This window comes from Georgenia sp. Marseille-Q6866 (assembly GCF_965111665.1).
This window is the reverse complement of sequence record NZ_CBCOOR010000001.1, coordinates 13,739-32,835: the sequence shown is the minus strand read 5'-3', so window position 1 is coordinate 32,835 and position 19,097 is coordinate 13,739. Positions and strand designations below refer to the sequence as shown.

16 protein-coding genes and 1 pseudogene are annotated in these 19,097 nt (G+C 74.8%); 3 read left to right on the top strand and 14 right to left on the bottom strand.

The genetic code is table 11. From position 1 onward, the window contains the following. Positions 1-45 precede the first annotated feature (45 nt). Positions 46-627, bottom strand: coding sequence for a DUF4282 domain-containing protein (locus tag ACWPXV_RS00120; RefSeq protein ID WP_454083307.1), 582 nt, complete (start codon positions 625-627; stop codon positions 46-48). Positions 628-740: 113 nt separating this feature from the next. On the opposite strand from ACWPXV_RS00120, the pseudogene deoD reads away from it, so the two are divergent. The 3 genes and pseudogenes from deoD (at position 741) to ACWPXV_RS00105 (ending at position 4,765) form a co-directional block, all read left to right on the top strand. Continuing rightward, a pseudogene (deoD, locus tag ACWPXV_RS00115) lies at positions 741-1,455 on the top strand (purine-nucleoside phosphorylase). A gap of 380 nt (positions 1,456-1,835) precedes the next feature. Next, positions 1,836-3,926, top strand: a complete 2,091-nt coding sequence (locus ACWPXV_RS00110; protein WP_454083306.1) for a hypothetical protein — start codon at positions 1,836-1,838, stop codon at positions 3,924-3,926. Then, entirely contained in the window at positions 3,923-4,765 is an 843-nt protein-coding gene (locus ACWPXV_RS00105) for an AfsR/SARP family transcriptional regulator (RefSeq protein WP_454083305.1), read from the top strand. The genes ACWPXV_RS00110 and ACWPXV_RS00105 overlap by 4 nt, the downstream gene beginning before the upstream one ends. Here the strand turns inward: ACWPXV_RS00105 and ACWPXV_RS00100 are convergent. From ACWPXV_RS00100 to ACWPXV_RS00040, 13 genes are all read right to left on the bottom strand, one after another. Further along, complete coding sequence (locus tag ACWPXV_RS00100; RefSeq protein ID WP_454083304.1) at positions 4,686-6,413, bottom strand: NADase-type glycan-binding domain-containing protein; 1,728 nt, start codon at positions 6,411-6,413, stop codon at positions 4,686-4,688. The two genes, ACWPXV_RS00105 and ACWPXV_RS00100, sit on opposite strands and share 80 nt — an antisense overlap. Next, the gene (locus ACWPXV_RS00095) at positions 6,397-6,954 is read right to left on the bottom strand and encodes a phage tail protein (protein ID WP_454083303.1); all 558 of its coding nucleotides are present in this window, start codon (positions 6,952-6,954) and stop codon (positions 6,397-6,399) included. Before ACWPXV_RS00095 ends, ACWPXV_RS00100 begins: the two co-directional genes overlap by 17 nt. A 1-nt stretch (position 6,955) precedes the next feature. Continuing rightward, complete coding sequence (locus tag ACWPXV_RS00090; RefSeq protein WP_454083302.1) at positions 6,956-8,899, bottom strand: putative baseplate assembly protein; 1,944 nt, start codon at positions 8,897-8,899, stop codon at positions 6,956-6,958. Between the two features lie 2 nt (positions 8,900-8,901). Continuing rightward, positions 8,902-9,306, bottom strand: coding sequence for a GPW/gp25 family protein (locus tag ACWPXV_RS00085; RefSeq protein ID WP_454083301.1), 405 nt, complete (start codon positions 9,304-9,306; stop codon positions 8,902-8,904). Positions 9,307-9,318: 12 nt separating this feature from the next. Continuing rightward, entirely contained in the window at positions 9,319-11,148 is a 1,830-nt protein-coding gene (locus ACWPXV_RS00080; RefSeq protein WP_454083300.1) for a VgrG-related protein, read from the bottom strand. Next, positions 11,135-11,902, bottom strand: coding sequence for a CIS tube protein (locus ACWPXV_RS00075; protein ID WP_454083299.1), 768 nt, complete (start codon positions 11,900-11,902; stop codon positions 11,135-11,137). The genes ACWPXV_RS00080 and ACWPXV_RS00075 overlap by 14 nt, the downstream gene beginning before the upstream one ends. A gap of 10 nt (positions 11,903-11,912) precedes the next feature. Then, positions 11,913-12,353: a phage tail protein gene (locus tag ACWPXV_RS00070; protein WP_251304823.1), complete on the bottom strand. Its 441-nt coding sequence runs from the start codon at positions 12,351-12,353 to the stop codon at positions 11,913-11,915. After that, entirely contained in the window at positions 12,350-13,387 is a 1,038-nt protein-coding gene (locus ACWPXV_RS00065; RefSeq protein ID WP_454083298.1) for a hypothetical protein, read from the bottom strand. The genes ACWPXV_RS00070 and ACWPXV_RS00065 overlap by 4 nt, the downstream gene beginning before the upstream one ends. A gap of 2,230 nt (positions 13,388-15,617) precedes the next feature. Next, entirely contained in the window at positions 15,618-16,259 is a 642-nt protein-coding gene (locus ACWPXV_RS00060) for a hypothetical protein (RefSeq protein ID WP_454083297.1), read from the bottom strand. A 144-nt stretch (positions 16,260-16,403) separates the two neighbouring features. Further along, positions 16,404-16,562 (bottom strand): DUF6760 family protein, encoded by a 159-nt coding sequence (locus tag ACWPXV_RS00055; protein WP_181424619.1) that lies wholly within the window; start codon positions 16,560-16,562, stop codon positions 16,404-16,406. Next, positions 16,559-17,005 carry a hypothetical protein gene (locus ACWPXV_RS00050; RefSeq protein WP_454083296.1) on the bottom strand — a complete coding sequence of 149 codons (447 nt, stop codon included), beginning with the start codon at positions 17,003-17,005 and terminating at the stop codon, positions 16,559-16,561. The genes ACWPXV_RS00055 and ACWPXV_RS00050 overlap by 4 nt, the downstream gene beginning before the upstream one ends. Further along, complete coding sequence (locus tag ACWPXV_RS00045; RefSeq protein ID WP_251304826.1) at positions 17,005-17,454, bottom strand: phage tail protein; 450 nt, start codon at positions 17,452-17,454, stop codon at positions 17,005-17,007. Before ACWPXV_RS00045 ends, ACWPXV_RS00050 begins: the two co-directional genes overlap by 1 nt. Positions 17,455-17,488: 34 nt before the next feature. Further along, on the bottom strand, positions 17,489-19,036 hold the full coding sequence (locus tag ACWPXV_RS00040) for a phage tail sheath family protein (RefSeq protein WP_454083295.1): 1,548 nt from the start codon (positions 19,034-19,036) through the stop codon (positions 17,489-17,491). Between the last annotated feature and the right edge of the window lie 61 nt (positions 19,037-19,097).

The window sequence follows — 19,097 nt, the reverse complement described above, 5'->3', positions numbered from 1 at the left end:
TATCCGGAGCACGTCGAGAGGCGCACACCGGGGCAACGGCGGCCGTCAGTGGGACCGCTCACCCTGGTGCTCGCCCGCGCGGTCGAGGAAGTACTCGAGCCAGAAACGGGCAAAGGCGACGAGCACGAAAGCACCGAGCGGTCCGGTGGCGAGGAAGAACAGGCCGTAGAGGCTCCACTGGCTCCCGCCCACGAAGGGGTTCCTCGCCATCCCGAAGGCACCGATCGCGCCGATGACCGCGACGATGAGCCCGAGCAGCGCGAGGACGAGGACGGCGACGTAGACGATCCGTGCGAGGCCGGGTGTGATCCGGCGCGTGAAACCGAGGTCGGCGAGCCCGCCGAGGGTGGAGGGGCGCTCCTGCGGCTGGGGGTAGCCCTGGCCGAAGCCCTGCCCCGGTCCGGCCTGCTGCGCCGGGTAGCCCGGCGCGTGCCCCCGCTGCTGCGGGTGGCCGGACGGCTGCGGGTAGCCCTGCTGCTGCGGGTAGCCGGGGTAGCCCCCGGGCTGCGGCTGACCGGGCTGCTGGCCGGGAGCCGGCTGGCCGCCGGGCGGCTGAGCGCCCCAGGGCGCCGGCGGCGGGGGAACCGGGCCGTCCTGCGGCGCGTGCTCGCTGTGCTGGTCGGACATCGTGGCCCCTGACGTCGGCGGGTGGAGTCACCGCGAGCCTAGTGCCCGGTCCCCGGTTCCGGGCGAGGTGGCGTGGCAGCATGGGTCCACCCGTCCGTACCCCTGAGGTCCCTGTGCCCACGCCCCACATCGCCGCCGCCCCCGGCGACTTCGCCCCGCCGTCCTCATGCCGGGCGACCCCGGCGGGCGCAGCGCATCGCCGAGCAGCTCATGCCCGACGCCCGCCTCGTCAACGACGTGCGCGGCATGCTCGGCTACACCGGCACGGTGGACGGCAAGCCGCTGAGCGTCATGGGCTCGGGGATGGGCCAGCCCTCGGCGACGATCTACGCCACCGAGCTCTTCCGCGAGTACGGGGTGCAGCGCATCATCCGCGTCGGCACGGCCGGGGGCATCTCCCCGAAGGTCAAGGTCGGCGACGTCCTCGTGGGCCTGGGCGCCCACACCGACTCCGCGATGAACCAGCACCGCATCCCGGGGATCAACTTCTCCGCCGTCGCGTCCTTCGAGCTGGCCGAGGCCGCCGTGCGCGCCGCCCGCGAGCAGGGCATCGAGCGCTACCACGTGGGCACGATCGTCTCCCGCGACCACTTCTACCTCAAGGTGGCCGGGCAGACCGAGGCGCTGGGCGCCTACGGGGTGCTCGGCGTCGAGATGGAGGCCGCCGCCCTCTACGGCGTGGCCGCCGAGCTCGGCTGCCAGGCCCTCACCGTCCTCACCGTCTCCGACCACCTGCTCGACGGCTCCCAGGACATGAGCGCCGAGGAGCGTGAGACGACCTTCCAGGGCGCCCTCTCCCTCGCCGTCGCCGCCGCGCTCAGCGAGTAGCCCCGGCGCCTGCCCGCCCCGTCCCCGGCGTCGCAGCCGGTCGGGTGGTCGACGCCGACGACGGCGGACCGCCCCCGACTGCCCAAAATGTGCAGTTGGGGGCGGGGTGGGCTTCTAGACTGGCTGGCACGACGGGCGTTGACAGGGACGGGGGGTCCTATGTGCCCGACAGGCGGCGAGCCGGACGGCGCCCTGCGCGCCGGGGTTCCCCGCGCCAGCACCGCCGCCCCGCAGGTCTCCGGGCTGCGCCGCCCCCAGCTGCTGCGGGCCCTGGACGCCGTCGCCCGCGACCGCATGGGCCTCGTCGTGGCCCCGCCGGGCACGGGCAAGACGACGCTCATGGCGCAGTGGGCCACCGCCAGCGGCCTGCCCGTCGCGTGGTGCCGGCTCGACGCCGGGTCCACCGGCCGCCTCGTCCCCTCCTGCACCGGGCGCTTGCTTCCCCCCCCCCCGCCGACGACGCCCCGGCCACGCCCGAGCAGCTGGCACTCGCCCTGGAACGGCTGCCCGGCCCGGTGCTCCTCGTCCTCGACGACCTCCACGTCCTCGCCGGCCAGCCCGCGGAGACGGAGCTGGAGCAGGTGCTGCTGCTGGCGCCACCGCAGCTGCGGGTGCTCATCGGCTCGCGTCGCATGCCCGGCTTCAACCTCGCCCGCAGCGAGCTGGCCGCGCTCGTCGTCCTCACCGGGGAGGACCTGCGCTTCCGCACGTGGGAGGTCGAGACGCTCTTCCGGCGGGTCCACCGCGCCCCCCTGCCCCCGCACGACACCGCCGCGCTCACCCGGTACACCCAGGGCTGGGCCGCCGCCCTCCAGCTCTTCCACCTGTCCACCCTCGACAGCCAGCCCGCCGACCGGCACCGTGCCGTGCACGCGCTTGCCGGCCGGGCCCGCTACGCCCAGGACTACCTCACCGGTCAGGTGCTCGCCGGGCTGCCGCCGGAGACCACCGCGTTCCTCGTGCGGACCTGCGTGTTCGACGCCCTCACCGCCGACCGGTGCAACGCCCTCCTCGGCACGACGGACGCGCAGCGGACCCTGCGCGACCTCGTCACGCGCCAGGCCCTGACGACGACGACGGACGGCGGGGACACCTTCAGCTACCACGAGGTGCTGCGCCGCCACCTCGAGACGGCGCTGCGCGAGGAGCTCGGTCCCGCCGGCACCGCCGAGTGGTACGTCCGCGCGGCGGCGATCCTCGAGGAGGAGGGGGACCTCGTCGAGGCGCTGCGTGCGCGGGCCCGGGCGGAGGACTGGCCGGGCGTGCGTGCCCTGCTTCACGAGTCCGGTGAGCGGGTGTTCGTCTCCCCGCACCAGGCCCGGTCGCGCGACCAGACGTGGGCGGGGCTGCTGCCGGCGTGGCTCACCGCCTCCGACCCGTGGTGCTGCCTGGCCGATGGCCGGCGGCTCCTCGGGGACGGGCGGCTCGACGACGCCGCCGCGGCCGCCGAGCGCGCGCGGGCCCAGTTCACCGACGCGGGCGGCCAGCGGCTGTGCGACGAGCTGCGGGCCGACATCACCGCGTGGCGCGGCGGGCCGATATCGCCCCGGTCCCGGTGGCCCGACCTCCTCCTCGCCGCCACCCGCCGTCACCCGCTCGACGTCGCGCGTCGCGCCGCCGGGTCGGAGGACGCCCTCGTGCGGGACGTCGCGGGCTTCGCCCACCTCCTCGGTGGGGACCGCCGGGCGGGCAGCAGGGAGCTGCGCACCCTCGCGGAGCAGCCTGAGGGCACCGCCCCGGGCCTGGCCCTCGCCGCGCGCCTGGTCCTCGCCACGCTCGGGACGATCGTCTCCGGTGGCGCGGGCAGACGCAGCGAGGTGCGCGCCGGCCCCCTCAGCTCGCCGCGGTCCTCGCCCCTCGACCAGATCTACCTGGACGCGGAACGTCACGGCCTCACCTGGCTGGCCCGGCTCACCTCGGCGATCGCCGTGGCCGGGCACGGGGGCGACCGTCGTCCGATGGCCGCGGTCATCGGGGACCTCGACGCCCGCGGCGACCGGTGGGCGGCCGCGATCGTCGCCCTCGTGTGGTGCTTCATCCGGCTCCCCTCGGGCGCGGTCGACGCCCGCACCCTGGACCAGCTGCGCCGCCGCCTGCGCGAGCTCGACGCCGGCGTCCTCGAGGCGTGGGTCAACGCGATCGGTGCGCTGCTGGCCGCGGCACAGCAGCTGCCCGACGCCGCGGAGCAGGCCCGCCAGGCGGAGGCGCACTCCCGGTCCGCCGGGGTCCCCGGCGCCACGGCCATCGCCTACGCGGCGCTGGCCGCGACCCGGGCTGAGGACCGCAAGGAGCTCCTCACCCTCGCGCGCACGACCGCGAGCACGACCGGGCTGGACTGCCGCCCGTGGGCCTGGCTGCCGGACATGTCGCCCTGGTCCCGCGACCCGGCCGGCACCCGTCCCACCGACCCGGATGACGGCGAGCCCGCCGCGCCTCCCCGGTCCCGACTCCCCTTCCCGGCCCACCCGTGATCGGCCCGTCGGCGCCCAGCCCGTCAGAGCCCGGCTCACGGCCGGTCCTCACCGTCCGCTGCTTCGGCGAGCTCCAGCTCCTCGTCGACGGCCAGCCGCCCGACCTCAGCGGCATCCGGCCCCGCGCCCGGACGGTGCTGCGCTTCCTCGCCGTGCACGCCGGCCGCCCCGTCCACCGCGAGCTCATCGCCGACGCCCTGTGGGGCGAGCTCGACCCGGCGGCGGCCATGCACAACCTCCAGGTGAGCGTCTCGAGCCTGCGCGCGGCGCTCGAGCCGGGCGTGCCCGGGCGGCACAGCCGGATCGTCGTGCGGGACGGTGAGTCCTACATGCTGGCCCTGGGTCCCGGCTCCACGAGCGACGTCGTCGAGGTCGACGAGGCGTTGTCGACGGCCGCGAGGGCCGCCCGCCGCGGCGACGTCACGGGCCAGCGCGCCGCGCTGAACGCGGCGCTCGCCGTGTACACCGGGGACGTCCTGCCCGAGGAGGGCCCCGCGGACTGGCTCGTGCCCACCCGCGAGCGCTACCGCACCCGGGTGGCCGAGGCCGCCGCCCTGCTCGCCGAGCTCGCTCTCGCCGCGGGCGACCACGCCGAGGCCGTGCGCGCGGCCCAGCGCAGCGTCGACATCGACGAGTACCGCGACGACGCCTGGCGCACCCTCGTCGCCGCGCTCAGGGCCGCCGGGGAGCCGGCCGCCGCCGAGCGCGCCGCTCGCTCCTACTCGCAGGTGCTCCGCGAGCTCGGCGTGGCCGAGGACCCTAGCCCCGCCCCCGGAGCTCCACCTCCGCCAGCGCGACCGGCGCCCCCAGCTCCTCCCCGTACACCGAGAGGATCGTGAGGCGGACCGACTCGACGTCGCTGAGCCCGACCGACACCGGCTGCGGCTCCCCGGTGTCGGTGAGCTCGACGTCCTGGACCTCCTCGCCCTCCGGCGTCGTCATGGTGAGGCGCAGCCCACGAGGCCGTGCCTCCAGGAGCCGCTGCTCCTCCTCCCCGCCGTTGCCGGCGACGACGAGCACGGTGACGAGGCGCGCCGGTTCGGGAAGGACGAGCTCGACCGACTCCCCGACCCCGTCGCCCTCCGGCGCCCACGAGCGGTCGAGGATCCCGTCGCGCACCTGGGACGCGGGACGGTCCTCGCGCGCGCTCGAGGCCACCACCTCGGACGGGTTGATGGGCTTGTCGCCCGCCAGCCTGTCCACGACGGCGGCGTAGGCACCCGCGAGGGAGTCGCGGGCGTACCAGGCACCTGTCCCGAGCAGCCCGAGGATCACGATGGTGACGACAAGCCTCGTGGGGAACCGTCGACGACGGCGCGCACTGGGCCGCGTCCCCGCCGCCGGGCCCTGGCGGGGCTCGGGGCGCAGCAGGCGCTGCCACCACGAGCGCTGCGGCTGGACCGTGGCGTCGGTGAGGTCGGCGCCGCAGCGGCGGCAGAAGTGCCGGTGCGGTGCGTTGCCCACCCCGCAGGCGCCGCAGACGAGCTCGCCCGGGCGCGGTGGAGGCTCCTCCTCCTCCTCGGCGCGCGGCACCGGGCGGCGCTGCACGGGCGCGCCTGGCTTGCGCGCCGCGGGCTGGCGAGGGGCCGGCCGGCCCGGCTTGGTGGGGCTGGGCTGCGCGGGGGCGGGTGCTCCTGCGACGTCGGCCGGGGACGCCGACGCCCCCTGCTCGCGCGGATCCGCCGACGGCGGTGCCGCCGCGGCAGCGGCGCCCGCTCCCGCGGCGCCGGTCGCCCCGCGGGCTGCTGCACCGCTTCGCGCGGCCTCGGTGCCCTCGCGGGCGGCGGCAGCCGCCGCCTGGGCGAGCGGACCGCCCCCGGCCGCCCGGACCGCGTGGTCTGCTGCCGTCCGCCCGGGTGCGTGCGTGGCACTGCGTGCCTGCGACCGGGCGTGGGAGGCGGTGCTGCTCGCCGTCGACAGCGCCCCGCCCGTGGCCTGGTCGGCGGCCCGGCGCGCGGCGCGCGCCGCCCGTCCGCCGAGCCCACCGAGCGCGCCCGAGCCGGCCGCGGCGACCGCGGGCGGCGGGGCCGACGCCGGGACGTCGGCCGGTGCGGTGACGGGAGCCGGCTCCTCGACCGGAGCCGGGGCGTGGGGGCGCTCGTCTGCCGGCGTGCGCTCGTCGGTCGCCGCGGGGACCGCACCGGTCGCCGCGGGCTCGAGGTCGCCGCCCGACCCGGTGTCCCCCGTGGAGGACTCGTGCGCGCCGTCATCGGCTCGCGTGGCCCGGCCCGGGCTGCCGCCGTCGAGGCCAGCGGCACTGCTCGCACCGCCGTCGGGTGCGTCTGCGCGACCTGCGCTGCCGTGGTCGCCGCCCACGGGCACACCCGCGCCGTCGCCCCCCGCGACGGCGCCGCTGCCGGCGGCGACGGCCCCTGCGCCGTCGGCCACCGCGGCCTGCGTCTCCTCCCACTCGAGGTAGGTGCCGCAGCTGCCGCAGAACAGCTCGCCGTCCTCGTTGCGGCCTCCGCACTCAGGACATGTCTGCATCGGGGTCCTCCTCGACATCGATGGTGTGGGCCACGTGCGCCGGCTTGACGGTGGTGACCACCCGCTCGAGGCGGGTGCGGTCCACGGCCCCCGGGTCGCGCACGTGCACGACCACCCGCAGCAGCGGCTCCGGGGAGCCCGGGAGGGCGGCGCCCGGCTGCGCCGACCAGGTGCTCGCACCGTTCTCCTCCACCTCGACCCGCCCGCCGACGACGAGCCGCACGGCGTCGACGATGCCCGCCGGGGTCCCGCGCACGCGGTGGACGGCGGCGGCCCCGGCGACGATCTCGCGGCGCCGCTCCACCGACCACGTGTCGTCCACCTCGATCCCCACCCACTCCGCGAGCCAGTCGAGGAAGTCGGGCGGCGCGAGCTCGGGGTCGACGTAGCAGGCGAGGGTGTCGAGAGTGAGGAAGAGCGGGGCGAACGCCGCGTCGAAGGCCTGGACGAAGCGCTGGAGGAACTCGTCCTCCTGGTAGACGGCCGGCAGCCGGTGCGCCACGGGCGCGACGCTGGGCAGGTGGGGGACGGTGCCGCGCACGTCATCGCCCCCCGACGACGCGCACCTGGTGCTGGTAGGAGAACACCAGTCCCTGCGGGTCGATGTCGATGCGCTGGACCGGTTCGCCGCGCTTGCCGGTGATCGGGTCCGCGCCGAAGAGCTTGACGTCCTCGACGATCTCGGTGCCGCGCAGCGCCTGGAGGACGGCGTAGACCTCCCCGGCGTGGACAGGGCGGCCGAAGGGCCAGCCTTCGCGGTCGGGCCCGCCCGACACGGGGTCGAAGTAGGTGTTGAGCGCGGTGACGGCCTCCCGCTCGAGCCGCTCGACGTCCGCGCGCGGGCGGGCCGCGAGCCGCGCCACAATGGTCACGCCCTGGTAGAAGGGCGGCTCGACGAGGAGCCGGGCGCCCACGGGGCGGCGGCGGTCGAGGTGCTCGGTGATCCGGGCGAGCGCCTCCTCGCTGGGGACGAGGTCCTCGAAGCGCAGCCGGCCGGTGTCGTCGGGCACGGCGGACGGCACGACGAGCAGCCGGACTCCCCCGGACTCCTCCGGCGTCGTCGCCGGCACGCAGCGCACCCTCGCCACCGAGGGCTCGGCGCGCAGCGCGAGCTGCTCGTAGTCCTCGGCGGTGACCGCTCGGTCGCGGGTGCGCAGGAGCAGCGGGCCGCGCTGCCTCGCCTCGGCGACCGACTCCCCGGCCACGCCCCCGAGCGCCGGGCGCCGGTTCTCCACGCGGTCGACGAGGGGGATGGGGGTGCGCATGTCGGTGATCGTCCGCGCGGAGACGTTGCCCCGGGGCCCACCGCCCGTCCGGTAGACCGGCACCCGCAGCGGTGCGCCCTTGGGCGGCACGGCGCCGTAGGAGCGCAGCGTGCCGTCGGCCTGCCGTACCGCCGGCCCGAAGTGCACCTCGCCGGTGGCCCGGTCGAGGAGGAAGACCCGGTCCTCGGGCCCCGAGGAGGCGAAGGACTCCACCTCCACCCACTCGTCCCAGCCGCTGCCGGCGGCCACCTGGACGACGACGTCACCACCGGCGACCACCGGGCTGCGGTCGAGGTAGAAGACCTGGGCGGGAACCCCCTCGGACAGGCCGAGGATCTCGTCGCGGACCAGCTCGGCGTGGCTGGCGGGGACCGTGCCCCCCATCGTGAAGGCGGAGACCGCGCCGATCGTCGGCGAGGCGCTGTAGCGCGGGTAGCCCTCGGGCGGGTCGACGACGCGGCAGCGCAGCCAGCCGGCGCGTTTGCCGTCGATGATCGAGGCCCGGTGGTCGGGCACGTGGAGGACGACGTCACCGGAGCGGTTGAGGCCGCCGGTCCCGTCGGAGTCCACGTCACAGGCCCGCCAGCCGGTCCCGGTCCACGCCTCCCACGTGATCGGCGGGAAGCGGGGGTCCACGCCCACGCCGCGGACCTCGCTGTCGAAGCGCAGGACGACGATGCACGACGGCGCCGCGTCGTCCAGGCCGAGGAGGACGACGTCGTCGTGCGCCGGGGTGTCGGTGAAGACGGCGAAGCGCTCCGCGGCCCGCAGGGCGTCACCGCGGTCGACGACGTCCCCGCCGAAGCCCTGGGTGAGGACGAGGGACAGCGACCGCGGGGGAACGACGAGGTCGCGGGTGGTGCGGAAGACGACCGGCTCCTCGGTCTCCGTGCGCGGCGTGACGGCCTCCGACTGGGCCGGGACGACGACGATCTGGTCCTGGGCGGCGGAGAGCCAGTAGGTGAGCTCCGCGGACGCGGCCGTCGGCGGGTGCAGCGTCATCCCGAGGAGGTCGAGGAAGGAGACGTAGAGCTTGTCCGGTACCCGGTTGAGGCGGTAGGACAGCTGGTCGACCATGAGAGCGAAGGTCTCGACGAGCGTGACGCCGGGGTCGGAGACGTTGTGGTCGCTCCACTCCGGGCAGGTGGCCTGGATGTGGCGTTTGGCGTCGTCGACGAGCTGCTGGAAGCGGCGGTCGTCGAGGTTCGGTGCGGGGAGCACGGCTAACCCTCCTCGTGCTGGGGAATGACGTAGAACGGGAACACGAGGTTGCGGGGGTCGTTGGTGCCCCGCAGCGTGTAGGCGATGTCGATGTAGAGCGCGCCGTCGTCGATCGCGTCGAAGCGGACGACGACGGCGGCGAGCTCGATCCGCGGTTCCCACCGTTCCAGCGCGACACGGACGCTGTAGGCGATGTCCCCGGCGGTGGCGGCATCGGCAGGCGCGAAGACGTAGTCGTGGACGGAGCAGCCGAACTCGGGGCGCATCGGCCGCTCCCCCGGGGACGTTGCGAGGATGAGCCGGATGCTCTCCTCGATCTCGCGCTCGCCCCTGACGAGGGCGATGCTGCCCGTCGCGTCCGTGCGCAGCGGGAAGGCCCACCCGGTGCCGATGAACTCCTGTCCCATGACGAGCCCCCGCTAGTTGATCTTCACGAGGGAGCCGCGGACGGTGGTGACGCCGGTGCTGGTGAGCTCGGCGGTCCCCTTGGCGTCGACCTTCACCGTCGCCCCGGTGAGGGCGGCGCTGGCCTGCGCGTCGGCGCTCAGCTGTGCGGCCTTGAGTGCCAGCTTCGCGCTCGCCTCGATCGTCACATTCATCGCCTTGAGAGACAGGTCCCCCGTGCTCGTGGTGACGGAGACGTTCTTCTTCCCCGTGACGGTGACGTCCTGCTCGGCGGTGACCTCCAGCGGCCCCTGGGAGACGAGGACGACCCCCTTCTGCCCGCTCTGGGTGAGGGTGAGGCGCTGGGCGCCGTTGTTGGTGGAGACCGTGAGGGCGTCCTGCTGGCCGTCCTCGAGGAACTCCACGACCATCCCGGTCCGGGAGGTGAGGGCGCGCCGCTTGACCGAGCCGTCGCTGTGGACGTGCGCGGCCCAGCCCGCGCCGGCCACGTCCTTGCCGTTGTACAGGCCCCCGAGGACGTAGGGCTCGTCGAAGGAGCCGCCGAAGGCGACGAGGACCTCGTCGTTCACCTCGGGCAGCCACGACACTCCCCGCTGCGCCCCGGCACCGAGCTGGACGGGCCGCGCCCACCAGCTCTCGTAGCCGTCCGCGAAGGGGAACTTCACCTTGACCCTCCCGTGGTTGTCCGGGTCCTTGACGTTGGTGACAAGGGCCGTAGTGGCTTTCCACCCGGCGGACGCGGGCGGCTGGCCGCCGGCGATGACGCCGTAGACGGACCGGTCCGAGACGTCCGCCGCGCTGAAGGAGGTCACATAGCCCTCCCGCTCGGCGAAGTCGTGCCGGACGGTGGTGAGGACGTACTTGCCGCTGAACTCGGGCCCGACGTCGACGACGTTGACCGCCGTCGCCGCCCGCAGCCGCGGGTTGCCGCGCACGAGCCCCTCGACCTCGGCGAAGCCGCCGGCACGGGCGGCCGCGCTCACCGTCGCGGCCGTGCGGGCCGCGTCCAGGGTGGCGAGCCCGGACACCGGGAGGAGGTGCTTGGTCGCCTTGAGGTCCCTGGCGAGCGCGACCGGGGTGGACTGAAGCACGGCCGCCTTCGTCTCGACCCGTCCCGGGGCGACGACGTCGCGCTTGGCGGTGTAGTCCCAGCCGCGGGCCTCGACCTCGGGCACCTGGGTGGACGCGGTGACGGTCGCGCGGAAGGAGAGGAGGTTGCGGCCCGCGGAGAGCACCTCGGGCGTGGCACGGGGGTCGGTCCCCGACGGCGCGGTGCTCGCCGTCGTCGGGGTGTCGACGTGGACGGTCCGGCCCCGGACCCAGACCGCGGCGCCCACCGTCCGGGCGAGCCGGCAGAGGAGCTCCCAGTCCGACTCGCCGTCCCGGGACAGGTGCTTGTGCTTGGTGGTGAACGGACCGACCTGGGCCTGCAGCCCGGCGTCCCCGAGCACCTTGGCGACGACGTCCTTGACCGACATCTCCGTGAAGGCCTCCACCTTGGCGCCGAACTGGAGCCGGTGGCGCACGTCCAGGGCGCGCACGGTGGTGAAGGCGCCGGTCTCGTCGATCTCCTTCTCCAGCGCGGTGACGTCCCCGTCGAAGAGCGGGACCGGAGCCCCCTGGCCGCTCTGCTGCACCGCGACGGACACGGCGGCGCCGATCTTCGCCCCGATGGTGCCGAGGATGTCGTGGTGCGCGTCGCTGAAGCGCAGGACGGCCATGCTCGGCACGTGGACGGAGTCGTCGACGTAGGCGGAGGCGAGCATCGCGGTGGCGGCGGGTGGCAGCGCCGTCCCGTTGACGGACACGACGACCTGGCTGCTGTGCTCCTCACCGAAGGGCACGGGACACCTCCCCGCCCACCGGCGCGAGCTCCTCGACCGCGGGGAGCATGATGGCCGTGCCCAGACGGACCCGGAAGGGGTCGTCGATCCCGTTCGCGGCCGCCACCGCCCGCCACAGGTCCGGCCGGCCGTACTCGCCGTAGGCGAGCGTGGGCAGCGTGTCCCCCTCGGCCATGACGTGGACGCGGCGCGGGACCAGGCCGCCGGACGTGGGGTTCTGCCCGGACGGGTCCCCGGACAGCTCCTCGAGCACGACGGAGACGACCGCGCGGATCGGCACCCCGCCGCTGGTGAAGAGGGTGTACTTCGCCGACACGCTGGAGATGTAGGAGAGGAAGCCGGTGATCCCGCCCCAGCGGAAGACCGCCCACGGCGGGGAGTCACGCTTCTGGTCGTGGGAGCTGGTGGTCGGCACGCAGCACCCGAGGAGCAGGTCCACGGCCTTCACGACCGAGTCGTCCTGGGTGTCCGACGCGTCGAGGAACATCTCGAGGTTGAGCTTGGAGGGCTGCGGCCCCTTGTACTGCGGCGGTCCGCTGCTCTGGTTCCCGGTGCCGGTGGCGCGGGCCCAGGTCGCCGCCTTGGCGATGGTCAGCTCCTTGGGGTTGAACTGGAACTGGACCCGTTGGAGCGGTGCTCCGGGCTTGGCCAGCGAGCCGTCGCGCGAAGGCTCGTACAGCTGGAGGTAGGCCTTCTCGAACTTGCTGGCGCTGCCGGCCGACGCGGTCGCGGCTTCCAGCCCGGGGTTGACCATTGCCGCTGCCCTACTTTCCGGAGTCCAGGAAGCCGTGGTGGGCGAGCTCGAGCGTCTCGGTGAGGACCTTGCCCTGGTCCGCGGTGAGCGAGGGGCCGGTCCACCGGACGGGGACGACGCGCTTGAGCTTCCACTCGGCGACGACCGTGCCCGACGCCGTCATCGCCTTGATCGTCCCGGTCACCTCCTTGTAGCCCCTCGCCACCCCCGCGATCCACGAGGCGATCTTGCTCGTGTCGGCGCCCAGCGGCCGGCTCAGCTTGATGTTCGAGTACTTGATCCGGGTGGGCAGCTGCCACACGAAGCGGTTGTTCCCGCCCTCCTCGCGCGTCTCGAGGACGAACTCGCAGCCGAGCCCCTCGCAGCTGCTGAACGCGCCGAGGTTGGCGTGGTCGATGGTGACGACGTACCGCACCGAGACCGCGGTGTCGGTCTCCGCCAGGACGGTCATGGCCATCTCCGATCTGTCCGCAGCCCCCGACGTTCGCGGTCGAGGAGGATCTCGTGCCGCATGCGTCGCAGCAGCGGCGGGAACAGCGCGTCGACGAGCCCGGCGAGCTGGGCCGGGTCCGGCACCGCGGCCGGGCCTGTCTCGGCCGGCGCCTCGGTGGGGGCCGCGTCGGTGACGTCGACGTCGGTCGTCCCCGTCGGTGCGTCCTCGGATTGCTCCGGCACGACGGCGTCGGGCGGCGTCTCCACGGCGACGTCGGCCGGCGCCGGGGCACGACGCCGGTGCTCACCGAGGGGGCGGCGGCGCAGGCCCCGGCCGCTCACCTGGCCGGGGACGAACTCCCCCTGCACGGTCGGGGCCTCCCAGCTGTCCGGGTCCCGCTGGACGGTGGAGCGGGCGAGGAGCAGCGGGGCGCCGGACTGGCCGGTCGTCGCGTCCGTCGCTCGGTTGCTGGCCCAGACGGACATGGACGACATGCCGACCGGCCGTGCCGTGGCGGGCGGGTCGACGGACCCCGCCAGAGCGGACGTGCCGCCCGACCGGGCCACGGCAGGAAGCTCAGTAGACGCGGCCATGGGCATGGCGCCGACCGACCGGGCGACGGCGCGCAGGTCGCGGGACCTTGCCATGGCCGAGGTACCGACGGCGCGGGCCACGGCAGGAAGCTCGACGGACCCGGCCATGGGCACGGTGCCGACCGAGCGGGCCACGGGAGGCAGCTCGGCGGACCCAGCCATGGGCGGGATGCCGACCGACCGGGTCACGGGAGGAAGCTCGACAGACCGGGCCGAGGAGGAGGCTTCGACCGCACGGGCCACGGCGGGGAGCTCGGCGGACGCGGCCAGCAGGTCGCCGGCCCGGACGACTGACGGCATCGCGACGGAGCCCGTCCGTACGTCGCCGGACCAGGCGGCGCCCTCGGTCGCGGGACCGACGGGCACCTCGGCGGACCGGTCACCGGTGAGGGCGCTGGGGGTCCGGGCTGCGCTGGTGGCGGTCCGGCCCGCTGGCGGGACGTCGACGGACCGGGCCACGGCCGGAGCACCCGAGGAGACAGCGACCTGCTCTGCACCTCCGGACGGGCTCACGGCGGACGTCGCAGACCGGGCGACCGAGGCCGCAGCACCTGGGCGGGACCGTGCGACCGAAGGACCGCCAAGGACCGGCCGGGCGGCGGTCGCAGCCCCTCCTGACGGCATGGGCTGGAGTCGCTCAGCGAGCGTGCCGGCGACGGTGGAGCGCTGCGCCGCGAGCGGGACGGCGGCCTCCCCCGGCGCCCCGTCGACCGCTCGGCGAGCCACGGCGCGCCACGGCAGAGGCGGCGCGGCGGCACCGGCCGCCACGCGGGCGACGACCGCCGCCGCCCGGCCGAGGCCCTCCCCCGCCCCACCAGACGCGGCGAGCGGGAGTCCAGGGCCGGCGACTCCGGGAGACACGTCCGCGCTCCCCATCCCTGTGACCGGCACTTCGAGCGTCAGGTCCAGCGCTGCCCCGGGTTCCGCCAGGATCGGCCCGGATCCGCCGGTGTCCGCTCCGGAGGACGGACCGCCGTTGAGTGCGTCGAGTGCGGGTTGATCGGCGGCGGGCTCCAGGCTCGTCTCGGTGTCGGACCGCTGGACCGACCCGGCGTGGGGGGCAGCGGACGAGTCGGAGGTGTCGGCCGGCTGTGCTGACGCGTCCGCGGCGTCCTCGCCCCGAGCGAGCGGGACGACGGGCGGATGAGAGTCAGCGCCGTGACCACCCGGCATCGAGGCGACCGGCAGCTGCGCGTCGGCACGCTGGGCGACCGTCGTGGGGACCGGCAGGTCAACGCGACCCGTCCTCGCGGGAGCCTCGCCGAGCGTCCCCGCCGTTCCGTCCCCTGCAGACGGCGGGCCAGCGAGCTCAGCTGACGCTGGGGTCCCCGCGCCGAAGTCCCGTGGCGACGGCTCGCTCGCGGGCGTCGGCAGGTCCTCCGCGGAACGCTGGAGAGGGCTGGTCCGGCTCGCGCCCTCGCCGCCGCTTGGTGCCCGGCTCACGGTGAGCGGATCTGTTACCGCCGCGTCGGAGGCTGGCGGTGCTGCTGCGTCCGGCCGCGCCACTCCGCGGCCGGCGACCGGCATCGCCGCCGGCTGTGACCCCGCGGCGCCGAGTGGGGCCGAGGGTGGGGCGGTGCTGCTGCCGTGGGGCGGTGCCGCGGGCGGTGTGCTGGCGGAGAGAAGCGGCGCGGTCGCCGCGGTCACGGAGCTCGACCCCGATGGCGCTGTCGCAGGAGCAGGGTCCCGGCTGACGGAGGCAGGCGCGTCGGCCGCGCCGCCCGGAACCGACGATGACTGCTCGGCCGCGGTGGCACGGCTGACGGAGAGCGGCAGTGCGGCGGCCTGGCTCGGACGCGATGGCGCCCCGGAGGCACGGTTGGCGGTGGCCGGCAGTGCAGCTGCCTGGCTCGGACCTGATGGCACGGCACGGTCGACGGAGACCGGGAGAGCGGCTGCCCGACCCGCAGCAGACGGCGTCCCAGCCCCGGTGGCACGGCTGACGGAGGTCAGCGGTGTGGCTGCCTGGCCCGGGGCCGATGGCGCCCCGGTGGCGCGGCTGACGGAGGTCGGCGGCGTGGCTGCCTGGCCCGGAGACGGCGCCCCGGTGGCGCGGCTGACGGAGGCCGGTGGTGCGACTGTGTCGCCCGGGGCCGATGGCACCTCGGTGGTGCGGCCGACGGTGGCAGCGGGTGTGACCGTCGGGCTCGGCAGCGAGGGCGGCGTGCCCCGGCCGGGGATTCGGGGCGCTGCGTCCGCGGGACCGGTCTGGGCGGGTGCTGGCGTCGACCCGGCAGGGCCGTCGGTCCGGGGGCCAGCTGCCGCAGCGGCGGCCCGGTTCACCGGGAGCTCCGCGGACCGGCTCACCGTCGGCGACGGCACCGCTCCCCCGCGTGTTGGCGCCGCAGCGGTGGTCGACGGGGACCGCGGGGAGCTCCTGCCGTCCCCGTCCGAAGGTGCGCGTCCGGCAGCGCTCCCCGGAGCACCGATCGTCCCGACGTCGTGGACGGCCGGATCGTCGTCCGGCCCGGCCCGGGTAGCGGGAGGGAGCGGGGTTTCGGGCAGGGCGCCGGTTCCGTCCGGGTCTGCCGCCCCGTCGTCGCTCGTCGTCGAGGCGGCGGTGGGCGGGTCCACGGCACGCTGGACCGGCCGCGGGTGCGGAGCGTCGATGGTGGCACCGTCGCCCAACGACGCCCCACCCACCTCCGCGATCGGGGCTGCGGGACCGTGCGATGAGCCGCCGTGGATATCAGGCGTGGCGGGGCTCCCCGGCTCGGCCCCCCCGGACGGCTGCCGGACGGGCGGGGCGGGGTGGTGCTGAGCGGGGCGCCGAGACCCAGGCGGCGCGGGACGCTCCGCTGCACCGTCGGTCCTGGACCACCCGCGCCGTCACCGGTCCCGGACGGAGACGTCCCCCGGTGCTGCGCTGCACCGGCGGCGGGTCGAGCGGCCGGCCGGGGCTGAGCGGGATCTCGACGACCGTGCCGTCGTCGAGCTGCAGGTCGGGGTTGGTCCACGCGACCGGTGGCTGCCCGGCCGCGTCGGGTGCTGCGGTCTCCTCCCGCCGCTGGACCGGCGTCCGGTCGGCCGGTGGCGGGGGCGCGAGCGGTCCGGGGGACGGCGCAAAGTGCACCACCGGCACGCCCGGCGCCGCCGTCGCCCGGGTCAACGGGCCACCGGTGGCCCCGCCCGCCGCCGTCGTCGTCGACGTCCCGGCGGCCGGCAGCCCCGTGGACGCGGCACGCGCGACGGTTGCCAGCCCACCGCCGTCGCCGTCGACCACCCCGGACCACGACGCCGCACTGACCAGGTGCGACATGCGCCCGGTGAACCCGATGTCGTGGCTTGTCGCCGTCCAGCCCGCCGCCGTGCCCTCGTGGACGGAGGTCATGGGCGCGATGGTCCGTTGCAGGGGCGCGTGGAAGGCCCAGCCGCTCGGGCTCGGGGCCGGCCGCACGGGGGCGCTGCGCGGCGGGGCCGCCGGTTCACCGCCGGCGGGCTCCGTCGCCCGCCGCTCCCAGGGCCATCGCATCGCTCACCGCTCCTCGGACAGGCGCGTGTTGATCTGCGCGATCTCCCGGACGTACCGCAGCCGCTGGGCGTGCTCGAGGTCGAGGATGTCGTCGAGCGGCCAGTGGAAGTGGTAGGCGACGTACGCGACCTCCTCGTAGATGCTGTCGGGCGCGTACGTCACGATTCCCCCAGGCGGCCACCGGATAGGTCGAGGGTGAAGCGGTGGGAGCACTCGGGGCAGGTGACCGCGGCGCGGGTGTGCCCCTCGGCGTTCACCCGGCGGTAGAGGTCCTGGAGGAAGGCGACGTCCGAGGCGAACATGTTCTCCACGACCGTCGCGTCCACCGTGGTGAGCGTGCCGAGCCGGGTGATGACCCGCCCGAGGAGGACGACGGTGGTGTAGGCGGCGTTCTCCTGCACCCGCGCGTCGTACAGGGGCAGCAGCTCGTCGCGTGCCGTGGCCAGGCGCATGGTGCCGGACCTGTGGAGCACGCCGTCGGCGTCGAGGTAGCCGCGGGGCAGCTCGAAGTCGAACTCGGTCCGCAGCGTCTCGCGCCCACCCGGGGCGGCCGTCTCCTCGACGGCCGCCTCGGGCAGGACGAGGCCGGGGGTTCCTCGTCGCATCAGGCGAACTCCATCTCGTCCCAGCAGATCGTGAACGTCTCGGTCATGGGCTCGGTGGACCCGGCCTTGAGGGTGCCGCCCACCTCGACGTCCTTGATCCAGCAGTTGCGGTAGTTGAGCGTGCTGACGATCGCGCCGTCGGAGGACATGATCTTCACCGCCGCCGTCTTGCGGGAGCCGGCCAGGTCGCCCTTCATGATCTGGGCGAGCCAGCTGGTGATGGTCTTGGAGTCGGTGAGGCCGCGCTTGACCTTGAACTCCCCCGGCTTCTGCCGGCCCATCATCTGGCGGGTGATGAACTTCCCGCTCGAGTCCTGGTGCTGGTAAGCGATCTTGTCGACCTCCGCCTTCAGGCCGCTGACCTCCATCACGTAGGGCACCTGCACCCCGTCGATCGTCACACTGAACGAGTACGCCGGGGCGAGGTCCATGGCATCTGGGAGAGGCATGGCGTCTTCACTTCCTTCTCAGTCGGTTTCTGGATCACTCGGAGACGAGGCTCGTGCCGCCGGAGAACTGCGAGAGCTGGAAGATGACGAACTCGGCGGGCTTCACCGGGGCCACCCCGATCTGGCAGGTGACCTGGCCGGCGTCGATCGCCTCGGCGGGGTTCGTCTCGCGGTCGCACTTGACGTAGAACGCCTCGTCCGGCGTGAGCCCGAACAGGGCTCCCTTGCGCCATTCGTTGACGAGGAAGGCGGCGATGGTGCGCTCGATGCGCGACCACAGCGCGTCGTCGTTCGGCTCGAAGACCACCCACTGGGTGCCCATGAGGATGGACTCCTCGAGGTAGTTGAACAGCCGCCGCACGTTGAGGTAGCGCCACGCGGGGTCGCTCGACAGGGTGCGGGCGCCCCAGATCCGGATGCCGCGCCCGGGGAAGCTGCGCACGCAGTTGATCCCCACCGGGTTGAGGAGGTCGTGCTCGGCCTTGGTGAGGTTGGTCTGCAGGGCGATCGCCCCGCGGATCACCTCGTTGGCGGGAGCCTTGTGGACGCCCCGGGAGTCGTCGTTGCGCGCCCACACGCCCGCGACGTGCCCCGACGGCGGGACGAACCTGTTGCTGCCCGTCGACGGGTCGAAGACCTTGATGTAGGGCCAGTACAGGGCGGCGTACTTCGAGTCGTAGCCGGCACCGTCCACCCGCCAGTCCTTGATCTGCTGCGGGGAGAGGTTCGGCGGCGGGTCGAGGATCGCCAGGCGGTCCCCCATGAGCTCGCAGTGGGCGATCATCGCGAGCTGGACGGCCTGGACGGTCTCAAGGTCGATCGCGCCCTGCTCGTAGGCGGCCATGAGGTCGGGGACGGCGAGCATCGTCACCTCGTCGATCGCCTCGAGGCCGGCGAAGCCGGTGCGCTCGGCGGCGTCCCCGACGTAGTCGTCGGCGCCCAGCCGCTCGGTCGTGACCGGCGCGGGATCCGGGGCGGGGGCGACAAGCTCGGTCTCGCCCTTGTCGGGCCGCATGAGCGCGCTGCCCTGCGCGACCTCCTCGACGAGCACGAGCTTGGACTCGGCGCTCACCTTCGTCGCGAGGTTGTCCCCGCCCTTCTTCGTCGTGAGGCCGTCGAAGGTCTCGGCCGGCTTGCCGTCGACGTTGATGACCAGACGGAAACGGTCCTCGGGCGCCTTCTCGTCCTCCGGTGCGGCGACCGAGACGGTGAGCCGTCTCGCGCCGGCCGACTTCGCCACCACCCGGTAGCCGCCGAGGAGTGCCTCGGGCCGTCCGCCGACCTGCTTGCGGCCGTTGCCCGACTGCCCGTTGCCGCTGCCGGCACCGACCCGCACGACGTAGCAGTTGCCGCCGCCGTTGAGGAAGTAGCCGTAGACGCTGTGGGCGAGGTAGGAGGTGGGGACGAAGTCGCCGAAGGTCTCGGCGAACTGGGTCCAGTTGGACACGAGGGTGGGCTCGTTGACGGGCCCCTTCGACGCGAGCCCGACAAAGGCCGCGACGGCGGTGCCTACGCCCTCGATCGGTCGAGACCCAGCCTCGACCTCCTCGACGTACACACCTGGTGACAGATAGGTCGGCATGATCGTTCCTCCGGGTACCGGCGAGCGTGTGGGTGAAACAGTGCGGGTGGTGCGCCGGTCG